Raw genomic sequence first — 20,113 nt, forward strand, 5'->3', positions numbered from 1 at the left:
TGTGATGGGGGGAGCGGGACAAATGATGCTTTCAATACCTCAGATGAAAGGATGATCAATCTTGAAAAAATATGTGATCTCTTTGCTCTTTTCCGGCACGCTTGTATTAAGTGGATGCTCTGGTTTGCTTGACCAAGTAAGTGATACAACGACATATGTCACAGAGGCAAATGAGTATGTGACGGACATTCAGCAATTTACGGAGAACTTTCCACAGCTCGCAGAAGAAGCTGTGAAAAACGCCGCCAAAAAAGCAGAATTAACCCAGCAGTTAGAATCATTGAAGGCAGACATTCAAGAATTTAATGAAATCACAGCACCCAAAATAGCAGAAGACCTGCATGCGCAGATCATTGAAAAAAATAAGGTGCTGTCAGAGGACATTCAGACGTATTTACAGCAATTGAAAGCAGACAACATCGACGTTGCCGCCATGATTGAGGATCAGCAAGGATTGATCAAGCAGCTTCAGCAGTCCGTCAATCTATTGCAGGACATTGAACAATTAACAAACTAAAGCAAACACGATAGAGTGTATTCAGCATATCTTTGCCTTTTCCGGTGGAGATATGCTTTAATTTAAGTAAAGATAAGTCATATTAGAAAAAAGGTGATCACATGACAGAACATGAAGAAAGACATATGGCTTCGCCAAGAGCCGAGAAGGATAAAGATCAATTGATCAATCGGTTGAAACGAGTGGAAGGACAAGTGCGTGGGATTCAGCAAATGATTGAAAACGATCGTTACTGTATAGATGTTGTCAATCAAATCTCCGCTGTCAATGCGGCTTTGAAAAAGGTCAGTCTTCAATTGATGGAAAAGCATACCCATCATTGTGTAGCAGATGCAATCAAGAGCGGCAATGGGGATGAAGCCATTGAAGAGTTAATGACGGTCTTTACGAAACTGACAAAATCGTAGCATTTATATGTTTACATCGATACCCTACTAGGGTATAGTAAGTTGTAGTAAATGATTGAAGGAGGCGATGAGAAGTGGAACAAGCAACACTTCAAGTGCAGGGCATGTCTTGTGGACATTGCGTGAAAGCAGTCGAAGGAAATGTAGGAGAATTAACAGGTGTTGAATCGGTGAAAGTCCATTTAGACAAGGGACAGGTGGATGTTTCATTTCATCCTGATCAAGTCACGTTACACCGAATCTCTGATGTGATTGAAGAACAGGGATATGATGTCGTATAAATGATATACGTGCTGCATGTGTCAGCGCGTATTTTTTTCAAAAAAAGATACCCCTATGGAGTATGTGGAGAGGTGAGATCAATGAAAAAGGAAATCGACTTTCAAATTACGGGGATGACCTGTGCTGCCTGTGCAGGCCGCATCGAAAAGGGATTGAACAGGCTGGAAGGTGTGGAGGATGCCAATGTGAATTTGGCGCTGGAAACATCTCATATTGTGTATGAAACAGAACAACTAACACCAGATGATCTGAAGCAAAAAATTCAATCCTTTGGCTACGGTGTGGTGATGGAGCAAGCAGAGTTTGATATAGAGGGAATGACGTGTGCGGCTTGTGCCAACCGAATCGAGAAAAAAATTAACCGGATGGATGGTGTTGATCACGGATCTGTGAACTTTGCGCTTGAGACACTTCAGGTCACGTATCACCCTGGCCAAACGTCTACAAGTGATATAAAGGAGGCGGTTCAGTCCATTGGATATTCTTTAATTGAACCAGCTGCAGACGAAGCAGAAGAAGGAAAGAAAGATCATCGCCAAGCAGCAATAGAGAAGCAGACGGCACGCTTTTTATTTTCAATGATCCTGTCACTGCCGCTTCTTTGGGCAATGGTCAGCCATTTTTCCTTCACGTCTTTTATTTGGCTGCCAGAAGCGTTCATGAATCCATGGGTTCAGCTGGCTTTAGCAGCGCCGGTTCAGTTCATTGTCGGCTGGCCCTTCTATGTAGGAGCATATAAAGCTTTACGTAATAAAAGTGCCAACATGGATGTTCTTGTCGCACTTGGGACATCAGCTGCGTTTTTCTATAGTTTATACGAAAGCATTCAGTCAGCGGTTCAAGGCACACGTGAGGCAGCCCTCTATTATGAAACAAGTGCTGTGCTTATTACGTTGATCGTGCTCGGAAAATTAATGGAAGCAAGAGCAAAAGGGAGATCATCAGAAGCGATTCAAAAGCTGATGGGCCTACAAGCGAAAGAAGCGGTCATCGAGCGAGATGGAAAAGAGATGACCGTGCCTATTTCCGAAGTAAAAGTGAATGATCTTGTGTTTGTCAAACCGGGTGAGAAAGTGCCGGTAGATGGAGAGATCGTGGAGGGAACAACCGCAATTGATGAGTCCATGATTACGGGAGAAAGTCTGCCTGTTGATAAAACGGCTGGTGATGCGGTCATCGGGGCAACCATCAATAAAAATGGGTTTGTGAAAGTGAAAGCGACAAAGGTTGGGAAAGAGACCGCCCTTTCACAGATTATCAGAGTCGTAGAACAAGCACAGGGCTCAAAAGCACCGATTCAAAGGATGGCAGATCAAATATCAGGGATATTTGTTCCTATCGTTGTAGGAATTGCTGTGCTCACGTTCCTGATATGGTTTTTCCTTATTGACCCAGGAAATGTGACGTCAGCCCTTGAAACGTTTATCGCAGTCATCGTCATCGCATGTCCGTGTGCGCTCGGTCTTGCCACACCAACCTCTATAATGGCTGGCAGCGGCCGTGCAGCTGAATCAGGCATTTTGTTTAAAGGCGGGGAGCATTTAGAAGTGACCCAATCACTTGACACAGTGGTTTTAGATAAAACAGGGACTGTGACAAAAGGGGAGCCGAGTCTGACAGATGTGATGGTATCTGACAATTGGACAGAAGATACGCTGCTTCAGCTAGCAGGATCGGCAGAACAGCAGTCGGAACACCCGCTTGCCAGAGCGATCACAGACGGAATGAAGGAACAAGGTCTTGAAGCGGTCGAGATCGAAGCCTTCCAAGCAGACCCAGGCCATGGAATTGAAGCAAAGGCCGCAGGACACAAGCTTTTGATTGGAACGCGTAAGCTATTACAGAAACATCATATCCCATATGATCAAGTCGAAGCATCCGTCACACTACTGGAGCAGCAAGGGAAAACAGCTATGCTTGTCGCGATTGACGGCGAAGTCGCCGGCATTGTCGCAGTGGCAGATACGATCAAATCATCCTCACCTCAAGCTATCAAGCGTCTGAAAGAGCAAGGGATTCACGTTGTGATGATGACAGGTGATAACAAGCTGACGGCAGACGCGATTGCGAAACAGGCGGGCATTGATCATGTCATTGCGGAAGTCCTGCCTGAGGAAAAGGCTGCTCACATTGCGGCGCTTCAGGAACAAGGAAAGAAAGTCGCCATGGTCGGAGATGGCATCAATGATGCCCCGGCTCTTGCGACAGCGAATATTGGGATGGCAGTTGGAACAGGGACAGATGTTGCCATGGAAGCAGCAGATATCACGCTCATGACAGGAGACCTCCATGCCATTGCAGATGCGCTTGAATTTAGTAAAAAAACAATGAGAAACATCAAGCAAAATCTATTTTGGGCGCTTGCTTATAACTGCATTGGGATACCGATAGCTGCTTTTGGTCTTCTTGCGCCATGGCTTGCAGGAGCAGCAATGGCCTTTAGCTCCGTGTCGGTTGTATTGAATGCGCTCAGATTGCAGCGTTTGAAACCGGTTAGAGAGGGAGTGGCACAATGAAGCTGAATGTCAAATGGATTTGGACGATTAGTGCATTGTTCTATGTTGCTCTTGTTCTTATTGGATATGCTATGTATGATGAATTTTATCCAAAGCAAGAACCGCCAAGTGAACATATGCAAGATCATTGAGACTTCGCCAAAAGCGAAGTCTTTTTTTAACAATTTTGTGGAAAAACCCACCTTTTAAAAGATTTTTCATAAAAAATTCACTTCTTTTTGTTCCTTTTTGTCGTTTTTTGTAGGTTCATCGTTAAGATGCGATTAAGCAACAAAGAAAGCGTTATCAAAAAAAGGGGGTTCACGTATGAAAAAGTTAGGGTTAGCTTCTCAAATACTCATTGCACTTGTTCTGGGTGTTATCGTGGGAGCGCTGTTTTATCAAAATGAAACCGTTATTAATGTGTTAACGCCGATTGGCGATATATTCATCCATTTAATTAAAATGATCGTTCTTCCAATTGTTATTGCTGCGTTGATTGTAGCAGTAGCTGGTGTAGGGGATATGAAAACCATCGGAAGACTCGGCGGAAAAACCATTCTTTACTTCGAAATTGTGACAACGATTGCATTAGCAGTGGGACTGCTTGCAGCAAACGTCTTCCATCCTGGTACAGGAATTGACATGAGCAACATGGAAAAAGGCGATATCTCTAAATATGAAGAGACATCGAAAGCTTCTTCCGAAAAAGCGAGTTTCTCTGAAACCATTGTGCATCTAGTGCCAACAAACGTTTTCCAATCCATTGCAGAAGGTGATCTATTACCAACGATCTTCTTTACAGTCTTATTCGGATTAGGAATTGCGGCAGTAGGAGACAAAGGGAAACCAGTATTAGGATTCTTTGAGGGTATACTCGAAGCCATGTTCTGGGTGACCAATAAAGTGATGAAGTTTGCACCATTTGGTGTATTCGCGCTCATCAGTGTGACGGTGATCAAATTCGGGGTCGGAGCGCTTCTCCCGCTAGGTAAACTGGTACTTGTCGTTTACGGTACAATGGCATTCTTCGTTATTGTCGTACTTGGCATTATCGCAAAATTAGCTGGAACAAGCGTCTTTACACTATTTAGAGTGCTAAAAGAAGAAATCATTCTTGCATTCTCAACAGCAAGTTCAGAAGCTGTACTGCCTAGACTTATGGATAAAATGGAGAAGTTCGGCTGCCCGAAAGCGATCACGTCGTTCGTTATCCCAACAGGCTACACCTTTAACCTAGATGGAAGTGCCATCTATCAATCCATTGCCGCCATATTTGTTGCACAAATGTACGGCATGCCGCTTTCCATCTATGAGCAAATTACGTTACTATTAATCTTGATGCTGACATCTAAAGGAATGGCTGGTGTACCAGGTGCATCAATCGTTGTTGTCATCACAACACTTGGTGCAATGGGACTGCCGCTTGAAGGACTTGCCTTCATCGTTGGGATCGACCGTATACTTGACATGGTTCGTACAACTGTTAACGTATTTGGTAACTCACTTGCCGCCATTGTCATGTCTAAGTGGGAAAAAGTTTTTGATCAAGAGAAATCGAAGAAGTATATTGAGGAATTAAAACAACAAACAAAAGCAGCGTAAAAGGAGATCTTTTCAAATGACGAAGCTACAGGACAAGCAAGTTCGAATCGAACGAGACTTTCTAGGTGAAAAGGAAGTAGACACTCAAGCGTATTATGGAATTCAAACATTACGTGCAGTAGAGAACTTTCCAATTACTGGCTACCATGTTCATGAGGAACTCATCAAAGCATTAGGGATTGTCAAAAAGGCAGCCGCACTTGCAAATATGGATACACAACGACTATATTCTGGTCTTGGAGAAAAAATTGTTCAAGCCGCAGATGAGGTTATTGAAGGAAAATGGAACAATCAATTTATTGTCGATCCAATTCAAGGCGGGGCTGGCACTTCAATGAATATGAATGCCAATGAAGTCATTGCAAATAGAGCGCTTGAACTACTAGGAAAGGAAAAAGGCGCTTATACTGAGCTAAGTCCAAACACGCATGTGAACATGTCGCAGTCAACAAACGACGTTTTCCCAACAGCGATTCATATTTCAACATTGAATATGATTGAAAAACTACTTTATACGATGGAAAACATGCATCAAGTCATGACGGAAAAAGCGCAGGAATTCGATCATGTGATCAAAATGGGACGTACGCATCTTCAGGACGCTGTTCCAATCAGACTTGGTCAGGAGTTTAGTGCTTATGCAAAGGTTCTTGCTCGTGATATTAAACGTATCAAGCAGTCTAGACAGCATTTATATGAAGTCAATATGGGAGCAACAGCAGTCGGAACTGGATTGAATGCTGATCCTAAATATATTCGTCAGGTGGTAGGCTATCTATCTGACATTAGCGGATTACCGTTAGTTGGAGCTGAAGACTTAGTAGATGCCACGCAAAATACGGATGCTTATACAGAAGTATCTGCTGCACTTAAAGTATGTATGATGAATATGTCCAAAATGGCGAACGATATTCGTTTGATGGCTTCAGGGCCAAGAGCAGGTTTTGGTGAGCTTCACTTGCCGCCGAGACAGCCAGGTTCATCCATCATGCCAGGGAAAGTCAACCCAGTGATGCCTGAGGTCATGAACCAAGTGGCATTCCAAGTCATCGGAAATGACCACACGATCTGTCTTGCATCAGAGGCTGGTCAGCTTGAACTGAACGTCATGGAACCAGTTTTAATATTCAACTTACTACAATCTCTCAGCATGATGAAAAATGTGTTTGAGTCCTTCATGGACAACTGCCTGCGTGATCTAAAAGCAGATGAAACGAGATTAAAAGAATATGTAGAAAAAAGTGCTGGTGTCATGACAGCGGTGAATCCGCATATTGGTTATGAAGCTGCTGCACGAATTGCAAGAGAAGCGATTCTTACAGGCGCATCTGTACGTGAGCTTTGTCTGCAAAATGATGTGTTAACAGAAGAAGAGCTTGACGTCATCTTGAATCCTTTTGAAATGACCAAACCAGGTATTGCTGGCGCATCACTTTTAGAAAAGGATCGTTTAGAAGATTAAGCGGCATCATGAGAAGCGCACACCGACAAAGTTCCGGTGTGCGCTTTTTCATGGATGTTTGTTTTTCTCAAGCTCACATAGTATACTATCGTCAATTATTAGGGATGTGACTGCGTTTGAATCTACTGAAAAAATGGCTGAATACAGAGCCTTATTTAATTGTGTTGCTCATTGTACTGACACCGATTGGCGGAGAGTTCAAATTTTATCCATTTGAGGACAGCTTTCGGGTCAGTTTTGGAACCGTTGTCTTTTTCTTTATCCTGCTTCAAATGAAAAAATTCCCGGCATGGGCAAGCGGTATTATTGCAGGGGTATCTGTTTTTGCGTTTCGCGTGCTTCTTGATACAGCCGTCACAGGTCATCTTCCGCTGGAAGAGGCGGTTTCATTAAGATTTCCTTCCCTTCTTTATTATGTCGTCTATGGCACGCTCTTTTATTTATTACAGGTCAGACGTTTCCGCGATCAGCCTTGGCTGATTGGTGCGACAGGCATCATCATGGAACTGTGTGCGAGCGTTGTTGAAATGATTGCACTTCGTGGCACCATTGATGAAATCTTAACGATGCGGACGCTGTTTCAACTATTTGTTTTGGCGATTTTTAGAAGCTTTTTCGTGTTGGCTTGTTATACAATGATTCGATTATATGAAGAGCAGGCGAGAGAGCGTCAGATGAAAAAGGAAAAGGAACATCTGCTGATGCTTCTGTCTAACCTTTACACGGAATCTACATACTTTCATAAAACACTTGCACATGCTGAGCACATTACAGCGACATCCTATCAATTGTATCAATCCCTGCACCACGCAAACGATGCGGAGTCATTGGATTTGAAAAAGCTCGGAAAAACAGCCCTGCAAATTGCAGGAGAGGTACATGAGATCAAAAAGGATAACCAGCGGATTTTTTCTGCATTATCAAAGCTGATTCATGAAGAAAATTTCCAGGCTTATGCAAGTCCTGCCCATATTGCTGGGCTTGTGATTCGTATCCATGAAAATTACGCAGAATCTCTTAAAAAAAACATTGTCTTTCATTATGATGAAGATGGGCAGCATCCCGCCTATCACGTGTATACCATTCTATCTTTGTTAAATAATATTGTTTCCAATGCTGTCGAAGCCATTCCAGTGGATGGAGAGGTGTCACTCTCTATTTCACAGAAAGAGAACCAGGTGATCTTTCAAATCAGTGACAACGGGCCTGGCATTAAAGAGCGTAATCATCATGTTATTTTTAAACCCGGTTTTACTTTAAAATACGACCAGGCTGGGAATCCATCAAGCGGTATCGGGCTTTCCTATGTGAAGGATACAGCGGAGAAGCTTGGCGGAAGTGTTGAGATGAAGAGTATCCCAAATAAACAAACGATTTTCACGTTAACGATACCAGTGGATCAAGTCAGTAGGAAAGAGGGGATTGGGAGATGAGATTTTTTATTGTTGATGATGATGAAGCCGTGCGTTCTTCACTGGCTCAGCTCATTGAAGATGAAGAGCTTGGCATTGTCGCAGGGGAAGCAGAGGATGGCGCAGAGTTAACGGCAAGCTACTTAAATGATTTGCACATTGATATCTTATGTATTGATCTATTGATGCCGGAAAGAGACGGTCTTGAAACGATTCGAGCCATTAAGGATGAGTTTCATGGGAAATACTTAATGCTGTCGCAGGTAGAAACAAAGGAATTAATCGGCCAGGCGTATACGCTTGGTGTTGAGTATTATGTGACAAAGCCAATCAATCGTGTAGAGGTCTTAAGTGTGCTCCATCTCATGATTGAACGTCTTCATTTAGAGCATTCAATTGAAAACATTCAGCACTCACTCAAATCCGTCATGCAGTTTCAGCAGCGCGGTCAGACGAAAACGAAGCAGCGGGGGAAAAGTCTTGCAGAGGCAGGTCAGTTCTTGCTGGCAGAGCTTGGGATTGTGGGTGAGAAGGGGTCTAAAGATTTATTAGATATGATTCTCTTCACAGATCAGTATGTAGCGCTGCATACCGATCATCACGATTCTTTTCCTTCTTTAAAGGTCATTTTTACCGGAATCACGGAGGATAAATTAAATGAGCCTTACACATCGGCAGACATTGCAAGAGAAGCGAAGGCAGCGGAACAGCGGGTAAGACGTGCGATCAACCAATCTTTGAAACACATCGCATCACTTGGGTTAACTGATTTTTCTCATCCGACCTTTGAAAATTATGCATCTAAATTCTTTGATTTCACCATCGTGCGAAAGAAAATGAGTGAATTAACAAAAGAGACGAGCGGTAGAGAAGAACATACTCGTATCAATGTGAAGAAATTTGTGCAGGTGCTCTACTACGAAGCAAAACGTATTTTTATGGAAGATTAAAAAAGACATGCTCCCTCATGAGGGAGACATGTCTTTTTTGGTGATGGATTGCAGGTGCATCTGCAGCACGGAGCGTATGAGCTCAGGCGGTAAACGATGAGGCTGCAAGATTCCATTCAATGCAAGCCCGTTGATGACCGCATAAAGCCGCTCAGTTTCGACTAAAAGATCGATATGATCAAGCAAAAGCCCATCCTCTTTTAATTTCATTAAACAAAATTGGGTCGTTTGGAGAAGCTCGTCATACATCTTTGCATTGAGCGGCTGTAAATCTGGTTCAGTCAGCGACTTGACTGTAAAAGCCTGCCACACCTCCATTTCAAATCTTCGTTCTTCATCAAGTGGAAGAACCTGCTCCAATAACGTGAGGACATTTTCTTCCGTTGAACCATTAAGCTGAAGTCCTGTCATACGCTCTTTGACTCTTTCCTGAATCAATGTCATAGAGAAAAGAAATAACTCTTGCTGTGTGGAAAAATAATGACGCATAGAGCCCGCTGAAATACCAGCTTCTACCGCTACTTTTCGTACAGAAGCGTTTTCCAATCCATCCTGTTTAATCACTCTCATTGCAGCTTGAGCGACTTTTTGTTTTTGTTTATGGTGATCGACGATTTTTGGCATACATTGATTTTAGCACAGCTATTGTTTTTTTAACACAGTTGTGTTATTTTTTATTTAATACAATTGTGTTAAAAAGGATGTGGGGAATATTGGTCGGGTTATTGATTGTGGCATGTGAAATTGGTTTTTGGCTGTTTATTCTGGTGGGTTTAACACTGCGTTATGTGTTTAGACAGAAAAAGTGGGGCGCCTTCTTTCTGGTCTGTACGCCGATTTTGGATCTAATCCTTCTTGCGGCTACTTATATGGATTTAAGGCAAGGGGCTGTGGCGAGTGTCATCCACGGGCTTGCGGCTGTTTATATTGGGGTGAGTCTCGCCTTTGGACATCAAATGGTGAAATGGGCAGATGCTCGGTTTGCTTATCGATTTGCAGGAGGCCCTAAGCCGAAGGGAAGACCTAAGTACGGGAAGGAACGGTCAGTGTATGAAATGGTCAGCTGGACGCGCCATTTCGTCTCTTATGTCATCGGAGCTGGTCTGCTATTTGGTTTATCCTATCTCATACAAGCACCAGAACGAACGGAATCACTGATGCAGCTCGCCGGTGTGTGGGGGATGGTCTTAGCCATTGATTTCGTCATTAGCATTAGCTATGTCATTTGGCCGAAAAAACACCCGCAAAATATAGCCAGCTAACAAAAAAGACAGGCGGATTCATTCCGCCTGTCTCAGCGTGAAGACAAACCCTCGCATTCGTTGTCAGTTCTGCGCGCTGGTGCTCACGAATGTCAAATTCGTTCCGCAAAAGTAGCTGTCCTTCCTAGACTGCAAAGGTTTTCTATCACGCTGAAAAGAAGACAAAGGGCTAAAATAAACATCATTTTAGCCCTTTGTCAACAATCTAAGACAGGCAGAATCACTCCGCCTGTCTTTTCTTATGATGAAAGCCCTTTGTAAATGGTGTCAATATTCCATTTCATCATCTTATAGTAGCTGTCTCCGTCTTCACCTTTCTTTCCAATAGAGTCAGTGAATACTTTTCCTTTAATCGGAACCCCGGTTTCCTCAGATAAGCTTTCAAGGCTGCGTTGATCGACACTTGTTTCAAGAAAGAGCGCAGGAACTTGATGATCTTTGACAAAATGAATGATGCGCTTCATTTGTCCAGGTGTTCCTTCACTTTCTGTGTTGATCTCCCAAATGTAGCCTGCTTTCAGTCCATAGGCATCTGCAAAATACTTGAAGGCTCCCTCACTTGTCACAAGGAGCTTTTTGTCTTTTGGCAGCTGATCAAACTTGTCTTTTGCTTCATCGTGAAGCGCTTGAAGCTTTTTGATATAGGCTTCTGTATTTTTTTCGTAATCCTCTTGATGCTCAGGGTCCGCTTCAATAAGCGCATCCCGGGCATTTTGAGCATAAAGAATCCCATTTTCGACATTCAGCCAGGCGTGGGGGTCCTGCTGGCTTTCGAGTCCTTTTGAAGACAAGTGCTTTACTTTGACGCCTTTACTTAGTTCGGCTACAGGTGCATCATCCCCATCCTTGCCACTCGATTCGAGCAGCTTTTGAAACCAGCCGTTCCCTGTCTCAAGGTTTAAGCCATTATATAGAACAAGGTCTGCATCCGTTGTATGCTGAACATCCTTTGGCAGTGGGTCGAATTCATGTGGGTCTGTACCAATGGGAACAATGCTGTGAATAGAGACGTGCTCTCCGCCTACTTCCTTCACAATGTCATAAAGAATGGAGTAGGTCGTGACGACTTTTAATGTGCCGTCATCTTTGCCGGAATTATTTTGCTTAGTAGAACAGCCTGCGATGACCATAAGGGCAATGAATACTGCGATCAAACGGATTGCAAATACCTTCTTCATATATGTCCTCCTTTTACATAGACGCTTCCTTTTTTAGCTGCGTTCGTTTTCGTTTAGATTTTAATGATCTCCATAGAATTCCTTGCTTTGGTGAAAAGATAAAGGCACTCCCGAATAAAATGGTCGCGACCAGCACGATAGAAGCGCCAGACGACAAGTTATACGTAAAACTAAGCCCAAGTCCCACGACGGCAGAAACTGCCCCGAAAAATGCAGATAAATAAATCATGATCCATAGCCGGTCTGTTAAGAGATAAGCAGTGGCTGCCGGCGTAATAAGCATGGCAACGACAAGAATAATCCCAACAGTTTGCAGTGACGCAACGGTCACAAGGGTCAACAAGGTCATGAGAAAATAATGGATCATTCGATTCGGTAAACCGTAAACCGAAGAAATGACCGGATCAAATGAACTAATGAGCAGTTCTTTGTAGAAAACGATAACAGCCAGCAGGATAAAAATGCCGATGCCAAGTGTAATCCACATATCAGATGACCGAACAGCTAGGACGTTTCCAAACAAGATATGATATAAATCACTGGAACTTTTCAAAAATGTGATTAAAATGATTCCGATTGAGAAAAAGGCGGTGAAGACAATGCCGATGGCAGAGTCATTTTTAATGCGGCTGTTTTGACTCACGTATCCGATCCCAATCGCTGTTAACACTCCAGTTAAAACGGCCCCGAAGAAAAAGTTAATTCCCAGCATATAAGAGATGGCGACACCTGGCAACACTGCATGCGAAATGGCGTCTCCCATCAGGGCCATGCCCCGTAAAATGATAAAGCAGCCAATGACCCCGCAAATAATGCCTACCATGACGGATGTAAATAACGCTTTTTGTAAAAACGCATATTCAAAGAGTCCGGTTAAAAATTCCATTACACGTCTCCTCCTGCTGTTTTTAAGAATGGTAGCTGCGTTTCATATGCCTCCAGCATGACCTCTGGGCGAAGGATGTCGTGTACAGGTCCAGCTTTGATGAGTTTTTTATTTAACAGAACGAGGTGGCTGAAGTAATCATCGGCTTTACTTAAATCATGATGGACAACCAAAATGGTTTTTCCTTCATCCCGTAATTCTTGCAAAATGCGAACCATCGTTTCTTCACTGGCCATATCAATCCCAACAAACGGTTCATCCAAACAGAAGAGCTGTGCGTTTTGCGCAAGTGCTCTTGCAAGGAAGACACGCTGCTGCTGACCGCCGGATAACTCACCAATCTGTCTTTTGGCAAAGTCCTGCATACCGACCTTTTCTAAACAGTGGTACGCATATGCCCGGTCTTCTTTTTTCGGACGTTTCATCAGGCCAAGCTTCGGATATGTTCCAAGTAGCACGGTATCCAGCACATGAATAGGAAACGTCCAGTCTAGATCATTTCTTTGTGGTACATAGGCGATCTGTTTTCTGACTTGTTTAAAGGGCTGTTCAAAAAAGCGAATATCCCCTTGGTCTTTTTCAATTAAATCCAAACATGCCTTGAGTAAAGACGATTTACCGGCACCATTTGGACCTATGATTCCTGTCATCGTTCCTTCCTGTATGGAAAGAGAGATGTTCTCTAATGCATCCTGCCCGTGATATGAGACATGAAGACGGTCGATTGTTAAAGCATTTGGCATCTCTTGCGGCCCCTTTCAATCATCATTGCACTTCCTAAAGATATATGCATACATTAAATAATTTTGACTAAAGGATGAAATGATTCTCTAATGCTAATTTGTTTCCTTAAGGAAACTTTTATTTCATTCTAAGTGTATGTCCTTCTTTTGTAAAGAGAAAAGCTGCACTTTTTCTGTCAGAGGTCAAACGATCGTTTTTATGTTATGCGGGGAGCGGGGGACATGAGCTTGGTTTATTGAAAATCCGTGTGGCAGGATTGGGCATAAAAAAACCAAACATTTGCTCATAAATGATTGACAGCTGATCAGAACTCCTCATATAATAAAGATAATTCAATATATGAATATGTGCTCATATATAATATCCACAGCAGCTGATAGGTTTGGTTGAATCAGGGAAGGCTACTTATATAGAAAAAGGTGAGAACATGAAAAAGATGAAGGATGAATACGTATTAAGCGGTCTTGATTGCGGCAACTGTGCACGTAAAATAGAAACAGGTGTCAGCAAAATGGATGGTGTTGAAGCTTGCTCTGTTAATTTTGCGACAGGCACATTGACTGTTACGCATGCAGATAAGCAAGAAACGATGTCAAGGCGCATTGAAAAAACCGTTCAGTCCATTGAACCTCATGTGAGTGTATCACCGAAAGAAGAAGGACATCATCACGATCATGGGACGAAAAATTTAAAAACGATTGTGCTGAAATTAATTGGCGGTGCAGTCATTGGAACAGCAGCCTTCTTTATACCTGAAGATGGTGTATTAAAGTTCATTATGTTCTTCGCAGCATATTTACTAGTCGGCGGTGATGTGGTTTTTAAAGCGCTGAAAAATATCGTGCGCGGCCAAGTATTTGATGAGAACTTCTTAATGACGATTGCAACGGTTGGTGCTTTTGTCATTCAGCAATATCCAGAAGCGCTTGCTGTCATGCTGTTTTACCAAATTGGAGAGCTCTTCCAAGGGGCGGCAGTGAACCGTTCAAGACGATCAATTAGTGAATTAATGAATATACGTCCAGAATACGCGAATCTAAAAGTAGGAAATGAAACGAAAAAAGTGAATCCGGAAGAAGTAAAAGCCGGTGACCGTATTGTTGTGAAGCCAGGTGAAAAAATTCCGCTGGATGGGCTCATTGTTGAAGGTTTCTCGCTCGTAGATACATCTGCATTAACAGGGGAGTCGGTGCCGCGGGATGTAGAAGCGGGAAAAGAAGTTCTTGCAGGATTTGTGAATCAAAACGGTATACTTGAAATTGAAGTGCAAAAAGAGCTAAGTGAATCGGCAGTGACAAAGATTTTAGATTTGGTTGAGAATGCGAGCAGCCGAAAAGCACAGACAGAAAATTTCATCACAAAGTTTGCAAAATATTATACACCGGCTGTCGTCTTGCTTGCCTTATTGCTTGCCTTTATGCCGCCGCTTCTCTTTCCATCGGCACAATTGTCTGACTGGGTGTACCGGGCACTTGTCTTTCTCGTGATCTCTTGTCCTTGTGCTCTTGTTGTGTCCATTCCATTAGGATTTTTCGGGGGAATTGGGGCAGCTTCTAAACGAGGCATCCTTGTGAAAGGCAGTAACTATCTAGAAGCATTGAATTCTGTGAGATATGCTGTATTTGATAAGACGGGCACACTCACAAAAGGAAACTTTACGGTGACCAATATTGTCACAACCAGTGACAAGTGGTCAGAAGAGGAGCTGCTTTCTTTTGCAGCACTGGCAGAAGCCCATTCCTCACACCCTATTGCAGAATCGATTAAAGCGGCATACAGCTCGCCGCTTGATGAAAGCCAGATTGAAGCATATGAGGATATCGCGGGACATGGAATTAAAGCGACCATCAGCGGTTCCCATGTCTTAGCGGGAAATCATCGATTGATGGAGCGAGAAGGCATTGCGTATGAAAAAGAAAAAAGAAGCGGAACCGTTGTGTACATGGCGATTAACGGTGAGTTTGCTGGATCGATCTTGATCGCAGATGAATTGAAGGACGATGCAATCGAAGCCGTCTCTGCTCTAAAAGCGTCTGGGATTCAAACCGTCATGCTCACTGGTGATGCTAAGCAAGTCGGAACTGCGGTCGCCAAGCAAATTGGCATCGACGAAGTACATGCAGAATTATTGCCGCAGGATAAAGTAACGAAAATAGAAGAAATTGATCAGAAAAAAGCGCCTCAAGAAAAGCTATTATTTGTTGGGGACGGCATTAATGATACACCTGTATTAGCAAGAGCAGACATAGGAATTGCAATGGGCGGGCTTGGATCAGATGCAGCTGTCGAAGCGGCTGATATCGTCATCATGACGGACCAGCCATCAAAGGTAGCAGAAGCCATCGCTGTCGCGAAACGAACAAGAAGGATTGTATGGCAGAATATCGCATTTGCCCTTGGTGTCAAAGGCATTTTCCTATTACTCGGTGCATTCGGTATTGCGACCATGTGGGAAGCCGTCTTCTCGGATGTCGGTGTCACCGTACTCGCTGTTTTAAATGCCATGAGGGTCATGAAATAAAATTGTAAGGAAAATATCATGAATACCATCTTTCATAATGGACCCCCTCTTGTTAAAATAGAAGAAGTTGGATAATGGCATTTTTCTAAGCTATTATCCTTTTTCTTTTTTAAGGAATGAAAAAGATAAGGTAGGTGCTTATGTGAGTAAGAAAAATAATCAATCTTCATCCATTAAATTTGCTGTCATTTTAACCATCATCGCAGCTCTTCTCATCGGTCTATTTGTTGTGATTGGGAACAAGAACAGCCAAGAAGCACAAACAGTTGACAGTAAGCCTTCGATTAAAGGACAGCCTGTCATAGGGGACAAAAACGCAGCGGTGCAAGTCGTTGAGTTTGGGGACTACAAATGTCCGTCATGTAAATCATTTGAAACAGACATTTTCCCAAAACTGAAAGCAGACTACATAGATAAAGGCGATGTATCCTTTTCATTTATTAATTTACCACTGCCTGTTCATGGAGATGGCGCAGTATTAGCAGCACTAGCTTCTGAAGAAGTGTGGAAAGAAGATCCAAAAAACTTCTGGGCATTCCATGAAGCTGTCTATCAAGCACAGCCAGATAGTGAAGCAGAATGGGTTACGCCTGCTAAGCTGACTGAACTAGCGAAAAAGACAACAAAAATTGATACGGATAAACTCAAAGATAATTTATCAAAGAAAACGTATCAGCCGCAGCTGAACACAGACGATCAGCTTGTGAACAAATATAAAGTGAATTCAACACCAACGATTTTGATTAACAATAAACAAGTTCAAAACTTTTATGACTATGATGAAATCAAAGAATTAATTGATCAAGAGCTCAAAGGGAAAAAATCATGAAGAATAAGCTCATTTACTTATACAGTGCTTGGATTGTCTCTATCGTTGCGACGATGAGCAGCCTGTATTTAAGTGAAATAAAGAAGTTTATCCCATGCGATATGTGCTGGTTTCAGCGCATTTTCATGTACCCGCTCGTGCTCTTACTTGGAATTGCTACGTTCCGGGGCGATGTCAAAGTGAAGTATTACGTACTGCCTTTGGCTGTGATTGGTGCTGGCTTTTCCATCTATCATTATATGGAACAAAAGATCCCGGGCTTTGCGTCGATTCGCCCTTGCCTAAGCGGCATTCCTTGTTCCGTTGATTATCTGAACTGGTTTGGTTTTATTACCATTCCACTATTGGCTCTCATTGCATTTATTCTTATCATCATCAGTATGCTGCTGTTAAATGCAAAAGAAGATTGAGAGATAGCCTGCTTTTAAGCGGGCTATTTTTTATTTTTGCAAAAAGATAAAATTTAAAGAAAATTTGTATTGCTTTTCGCTTATGTCAGATATACATTAAGGGAGTAGTGTTAGATGATCAGATCATGTAAGGAGATAAGCGGAAAATGGCATGGGAAGTCTTAAGTATCATTGGTATTATCGCATTCGCCATTAGTGGTGCGATAGTAGCAATGGAGGAAGAGTACGATATTCTTGGTGTGTACATTTTAGGGATTGTGACAGCATTTGGCGGTGGAGCGATTCGAAATCTATTAATCGGTCTTCCGGTGTCTGCTTTATGGTCACAGGGCAAAATGTTTACCATTGCTCTTGTATCCATTACGATTGTGTTTCTTTTTCCAAAGCTTTTGCTCAAGCACTGGAGCACATGGGGGAATTTCTCGGATGCGATTGGTTTAGCAGCGTTTGCGATTCAAGGTGCATTATTTGCTGTGCAAAGAGAGCTTCCGCTCAGTGCGGTCATTGTGGCAGCCATTTTGACTGGAAGCGGAGGCGGAATTGTGCGTGATTTATTGGCAGGGCGAAAGCCGCTTGTGCTAAAAGCGGAGATTTACGCAGTTTGGGCAGCACTTGGCGGCTTACTCGTAGGACTCGGTTTAGCACAAGGAGAGATTGCTTTGTATTTGCTGTTTCTCATCCTTGTCGTATGCAGGGTTTGTTCCTACCTATTCAAATGGCGGCTTCCCGCTAGGTCTTATTTTTTAAATAAAGGGTAAAACGAGAAAAGAGCGGTTTCGCTCTTTTTTTTGTGTTTGATACGAGCTGGATGTCAGCAGGTAATGGAGTTTTCGTGTAAAATAAAAGCAGGGTCTTTTTGTTCATCATTAGAACAATACATGTGATGAAAATTTTGTCAGCTGGCTGAATATCTGGATTCAGCCTTTTTTTGCCTAGATGGATTGTTATGTGTTGGTTTCACATTTTGCGGAATACTAAAGAAGCACCTATGATCGGACGGATGAATCAACATGGAATGAACACATCTTTACATGTAAGCAAAACTTGACGAAAAAATTGAAATAGGAGGGACACGTACTAGTGGAGATTTTTTTGGCAGTGCTCGTATTACTAGCACTCATCGCATCATCTAATATTATCAATCGTTTTGTCCCCTTTATTCCAGTCCCGTTAATTCAAGTGGGCTTAGGAATATTGGTGGCAGCTTTTCCTTCAGGTTTACATATTTCTTTAAATCCCGAACTATTCTTCGTTTTATTCATTGCGCCGCTGTTATTTAATGACGGGAAGCGTACCCCAAGGGACGAGCTGTGGAAATTAAGAGCGCCGATTCTTCTGTTAGCCCTAGGGTTAGTATTTGCGACAGTCATTGTAGCAGGATATACCATCCATTGGATGATCCCAAGCATTCCGCTTCCAGCCGCATTTGCGCTTGCAGCGATTTTATCACCGACAGATGTGGTAGCAGTCAGTGCTCTTTCCAGCCGTGTGAACATGCCAAAGGGTATCATGAGGCTGCTGGAAGGCGAGGGATTGATGAACGATGCATCAGGACTTGTTGCCTTTAAATTTGCCATTGCAGCAACAGTAACTGGCGCTTTTTCAATTGCTGAGGCATCCTTTAGCTTTGTCCTGATTGCCGCAGGTGGTCTATTGACTGGATTTATTCTATCCTTTTTTATCATTCGTTTTCGCTATTTCCTCCGCCGTCTAGGAATGGACGATGTCACGATGCACATCATCCTGCAAATTCTTACACCATTTGTCATCTATTTAGCAGCGGAAGAAATTGGTGTATCCGGTATTTTAGCGGTTGTTGCTGGCGGTGTGACACATGCCATTGAGCAGGATCGAATGGAAGCAAATTTAGCCAAACTGCAAATTGCTTCGTCAAACACATGGAATATTATTTTATTTATTTTAAACGGACTTGTTTTCGTTATCCTTGGATTGCAGATTCCTGATGTATCGACGGTCATTTTCCAGGATGAAGCCTTTAATAATATGCAGGTCATCAGTTACATCTTAATCATCACGCTGTGTCTTATGATCCTGAGGTTCTTATGGGTATGGCTATTCTGGGCAGGGAATTGGAGTGCAACGAAAAAGCAAAACGTGAAAAAACCGAAGCTTCGCGCCTCGATGCTCATGACATTCTCTGGTGTTCGTGGGGCTGTGACATTAGCCGGTGCCTTCTCCATCCCATTTACACTTGCGGACGGATCACCGTTTCCTGAACGGCATTTGATTATTTTCCTCGCAGCAGGCGTCATCTTATGTACACTCATTTTAGCTAGTGTGCTACTGCCTCTTTTATCTGAGAAAAAAGACAAGCAAATCGCCGTGGACTTGGATACAAAGATTCAGCATGCGAAACGGAAGCTGCTAAGAAGTGCCATTAAAACCTTAAGAGAAGGAATGAATGAAGACAATAGGGAAGTGTCTCTTGCACTCATCAATGATTACCGAATGAAGCTGCGCAATATCCAGCGTGAACCGTATCAATTCGGGATGAGAAAACAAGAGAGAAAGATCAGGCTGCACGGAATCAAAGCTGAGCAGATGAAGCTGCAACAGCTCATTGAGGAAGAGAAAATCGATAAAGAAGAAGCCTATGAGCTGCAAGAAAGATTTCATGAGCTCGAAATGCTGTATTCAAACTCCTTCAAAATCCGTTTTTCAAAAGTGAAGTTTCTGCGCTTGCTTCAATGGCTCCAATTATGGCGGCCGAATCAGCACGTTTCCAGCGGCATTTTAGAAAACGAGGGCTCGTACAAACAAATCCGTAAGAAAACGGCTGAGGCTGCTGTGGACTCGATCAAACAGCATATGACCGATGAAAATAAACAAACGTGTCATCAAGTGATTGGTTTTTACAACCAAGTCATTTATCGATGTGAACACGGTCCAAGCTTCTTTCAGCAAAAAGACCGTTCATTTGACCGGAAGAAAAAAGAGCTTAACTTCCAAGCTGTACAGACAATACGAAATGAAATTCAAACTCTGTATGAAGATGGTGAAATCAATCGTGACATTGCCCATCATTTAAGGGAGTATATCAATGACATGGAAGCTGTTCTCCTGACTAATACGTAATGTTGTGATCTTCTCCCCTATGTTTTATGATGAAGAAAGAGAACAAGCAGGGGGAGA

19 protein-coding genes are annotated in these 20,113 nt (G+C 42.8%); 15 read left to right on the top strand and 4 right to left on the bottom strand.

Going from position 1 to position 20,113, the window contains the following annotated elements; translation table 11 throughout:
• The first annotated feature begins 61 nt into the window (after positions 1–61).
• The 9 genes from C6Y01_RS10670 (at position 62) to C6Y01_RS10710 (ending at position 9,130) form a co-directional block, all read left to right on the top strand.
• Positions 62–517, top strand: coding sequence for a DUF6376 family protein (locus C6Y01_RS10670; protein WP_044138955.1), 456 nt, complete (start codon positions 62–64; stop codon positions 515–517).
• 101 nt (positions 518–618) lie between these two features.
• Positions 619–924 carry a metal-sensing transcriptional repressor gene (locus tag C6Y01_RS10675; RefSeq protein ID WP_003212640.1) on the top strand — a complete coding sequence of 102 codons (306 nt, stop codon included), beginning with the start codon at positions 619–621 and terminating at the stop codon, positions 922–924.
• 74 nt (positions 925–998) lie between these two features.
• Positions 999–1,205: a copper chaperone CopZ gene (gene copZ, locus C6Y01_RS10680; protein WP_095285778.1), complete on the top strand. Its 207-nt coding sequence runs from the start codon at positions 999–1,001 to the stop codon at positions 1,203–1,205.
• A gap of 81 nt (positions 1,206–1,286) precedes the next feature.
• Positions 1,287–3,722 (top strand): heavy metal translocating P-type ATPase, encoded by a 2,436-nt coding sequence (locus tag C6Y01_RS10685; protein WP_034659996.1) that lies wholly within the window; start codon positions 1,287–1,289, stop codon positions 3,720–3,722.
• Complete coding sequence (locus tag C6Y01_RS19265; protein ID WP_262417031.1) at positions 3,719–3,853, top strand: hypothetical protein; 135 nt, start codon at positions 3,719–3,721, stop codon at positions 3,851–3,853. The genes C6Y01_RS10685 and C6Y01_RS19265 overlap by 4 nt, the downstream gene beginning before the upstream one ends.
• Before the next feature lie 175 nt (positions 3,854–4,028).
• Complete coding sequence (locus tag C6Y01_RS10695) at positions 4,029–5,306, top strand: cation:dicarboxylate symporter family transporter (RefSeq protein WP_003213370.1); 1,278 nt, start codon at positions 4,029–4,031, stop codon at positions 5,304–5,306.
• Between the two features lie 16 nt (positions 5,307–5,322).
• A complete protein-coding gene (aspA, locus tag C6Y01_RS10700; RefSeq protein WP_034659994.1) occupies positions 5,323–6,768 on the top strand; it encodes an aspartate ammonia-lyase in 1,446 nt (481 codons plus the stop codon).
• A gap of 116 nt (positions 6,769–6,884) precedes the next feature.
• Positions 6,885–8,201, top strand: a complete 1,317-nt coding sequence (locus C6Y01_RS10705; protein ID WP_095285779.1) for a sensor histidine kinase — start codon at positions 6,885–6,887, stop codon at positions 8,199–8,201.
• A complete protein-coding gene (locus C6Y01_RS10710; RefSeq protein WP_034659991.1) occupies positions 8,198–9,130 on the top strand; it encodes a response regulator in 933 nt (310 codons plus the stop codon). The genes C6Y01_RS10705 and C6Y01_RS10710 overlap by 4 nt, the downstream gene beginning before the upstream one ends.
• A 15-nt stretch (positions 9,131–9,145) precedes the next feature.
• Here the strand turns inward: C6Y01_RS10710 and C6Y01_RS10715 are convergent, their stop codons facing one another.
• A complete protein-coding gene (locus C6Y01_RS10715) occupies positions 9,146–9,754 on the bottom strand; it encodes a TetR/AcrR family transcriptional regulator (protein ID WP_034659990.1) in 609 nt (202 codons plus the stop codon).
• A gap of 89 nt (positions 9,755–9,843) precedes the next feature.
• Here C6Y01_RS10715 and C6Y01_RS10720 point away from each other — a divergent pair, with 89 nt between their 5' ends.
• Complete coding sequence (locus tag C6Y01_RS10720) at positions 9,844–10,392, top strand: hypothetical protein (protein WP_034659988.1); 549 nt, start codon at positions 9,844–9,846, stop codon at positions 10,390–10,392.
• Positions 10,393–10,631: 239 nt separating this feature from the next.
• Here C6Y01_RS10720 and C6Y01_RS10725 read toward each other — a convergent pair whose 3' ends face one another.
• From C6Y01_RS10725 to C6Y01_RS10735, 3 genes are read right to left on the bottom strand one after another with little or no spacing between them, the layout of a single operon-like run.
• Positions 10,632–11,570, bottom strand: a complete 939-nt coding sequence (locus C6Y01_RS10725; protein WP_106038189.1) for a metal ABC transporter substrate-binding protein — start codon at positions 11,568–11,570, stop codon at positions 10,632–10,634.
• Between the two features lie 13 nt (positions 11,571–11,583).
• Positions 11,584–12,456, bottom strand: a complete 873-nt coding sequence (locus tag C6Y01_RS10730; RefSeq protein WP_007500236.1) for a metal ABC transporter permease — start codon at positions 12,454–12,456, stop codon at positions 11,584–11,586.
• Positions 12,456–13,199 carry a metal ABC transporter ATP-binding protein gene (locus C6Y01_RS10735; RefSeq protein ID WP_034659984.1) on the bottom strand — a complete coding sequence of 248 codons (744 nt, stop codon included), beginning with the start codon at positions 13,197–13,199 and terminating at the stop codon, positions 12,456–12,458. Before C6Y01_RS10735 ends, C6Y01_RS10730 begins: the two co-directional genes overlap by 1 nt.
• Positions 13,200–13,627: 428 nt before the next feature.
• Between C6Y01_RS10735 and C6Y01_RS10740 the strand changes: the two genes are divergently transcribed.
• From C6Y01_RS10740 to C6Y01_RS10760, 5 genes are all read left to right on the top strand, one after another.
• Positions 13,628–15,721, top strand: a complete 2,094-nt coding sequence (locus C6Y01_RS10740) for a heavy metal translocating P-type ATPase (RefSeq protein ID WP_106038190.1) — start codon at positions 13,628–13,630, stop codon at positions 15,719–15,721.
• Positions 15,722–15,863: 142 nt separating this feature from the next.
• The gene (locus C6Y01_RS10745; RefSeq protein ID WP_060597713.1) at positions 15,864–16,550 is read left to right on the top strand and encodes a DsbA family protein; all 687 of its coding nucleotides are present in this window, start codon (positions 15,864–15,866) and stop codon (positions 16,548–16,550) included.
• Complete coding sequence (locus tag C6Y01_RS10750; RefSeq protein WP_003212957.1) at positions 16,547–16,960, top strand: disulfide oxidoreductase; 414 nt, start codon at positions 16,547–16,549, stop codon at positions 16,958–16,960. Before C6Y01_RS10745 ends, C6Y01_RS10750 begins: the two co-directional genes overlap by 4 nt.
• A 146-nt stretch (positions 16,961–17,106) precedes the next feature.
• A complete protein-coding gene (locus C6Y01_RS10755) occupies positions 17,107–17,718 on the top strand; it encodes a trimeric intracellular cation channel family protein (RefSeq protein WP_003212961.1) in 612 nt (203 codons plus the stop codon).
• 322 nt (positions 17,719–18,040) lie between these two features.
• A complete protein-coding gene (locus tag C6Y01_RS10760; RefSeq protein WP_034659982.1) occupies positions 18,041–20,056 on the top strand; it encodes a Na+/H+ antiporter in 2,016 nt (671 codons plus the stop codon).
• Positions 20,057–20,113: the final 57 nt, after the last annotated feature.

The sequence above is a fragment of the Bacillus sp. NMCC46 genome (assembly GCF_002998465.1).
Taxonomy (GTDB): Bacteria; Bacillota; Bacilli; order Bacillales; family Bacillaceae; genus Bacillus.

Excerpts from the sequence above, each read along its gene's own strand:
- C6Y01_RS10710 (WP_034659991.1), top strand. The coding sequence starts at position 8,198 with ATGAGATTTTTTATTGTTGATGATGATGAAGCCGTGCGTTCTTCACTG.
- C6Y01_RS10730 (WP_007500236.1), bottom strand. The coding sequence starts at position 12,456 with ATGGAATTTTTAACCGGACTCTTTGAATATGCGTTTTTACAAAAAGCG.
- C6Y01_RS10725 (WP_106038189.1), bottom strand. The coding sequence starts at position 11,570 with ATGAAGAAGGTATTTGCAATCCGTTTGATCGCAGTATTCATTGCCCTT.
- C6Y01_RS10715 (WP_034659990.1), bottom strand. The coding sequence starts at position 9,754 with ATGCCAAAAATCGTCGATCACCATAAACAAAAACAAAAAGTCGCTCAA.
- C6Y01_RS19265 (WP_262417031.1), top strand. The coding sequence starts at position 3,719 with ATGAAGCTGAATGTCAAATGGATTTGGACGATTAGTGCATTGTTCTAT.
- C6Y01_RS10685 (WP_034659996.1), top strand. The coding sequence starts at position 1,287 with ATGAAAAAGGAAATCGACTTTCAAATTACGGGGATGACCTGTGCTGCC.
- C6Y01_RS10755 (WP_003212961.1), top strand. The coding sequence starts at position 17,107 with ATGGCATGGGAAGTCTTAAGTATCATTGGTATTATCGCATTCGCCATT.
- aspA (WP_034659994.1), top strand. The coding sequence starts at position 5,323 with ATGACGAAGCTACAGGACAAGCAAGTTCGAATCGAACGAGACTTTCTA.
- C6Y01_RS10735 (WP_034659984.1), bottom strand. The coding sequence starts at position 13,199 with ATGCCAAATGCTTTAACAATCGACCGTCTTCATGTCTCATATCACGGG.
- C6Y01_RS10695 (WP_003213370.1), top strand. The coding sequence starts at position 4,029 with ATGAAAAAGTTAGGGTTAGCTTCTCAAATACTCATTGCACTTGTTCTG.
- C6Y01_RS10740 (WP_106038190.1), top strand. The coding sequence starts at position 13,628 with ATGAAAAAGATGAAGGATGAATACGTATTAAGCGGTCTTGATTGCGGC.
- C6Y01_RS10750 (WP_003212957.1), top strand. The coding sequence starts at position 16,547 with ATGAAGAATAAGCTCATTTACTTATACAGTGCTTGGATTGTCTCTATC.
- C6Y01_RS10675 (WP_003212640.1), top strand. The coding sequence starts at position 619 with ATGACAGAACATGAAGAAAGACATATGGCTTCGCCAAGAGCCGAGAAG.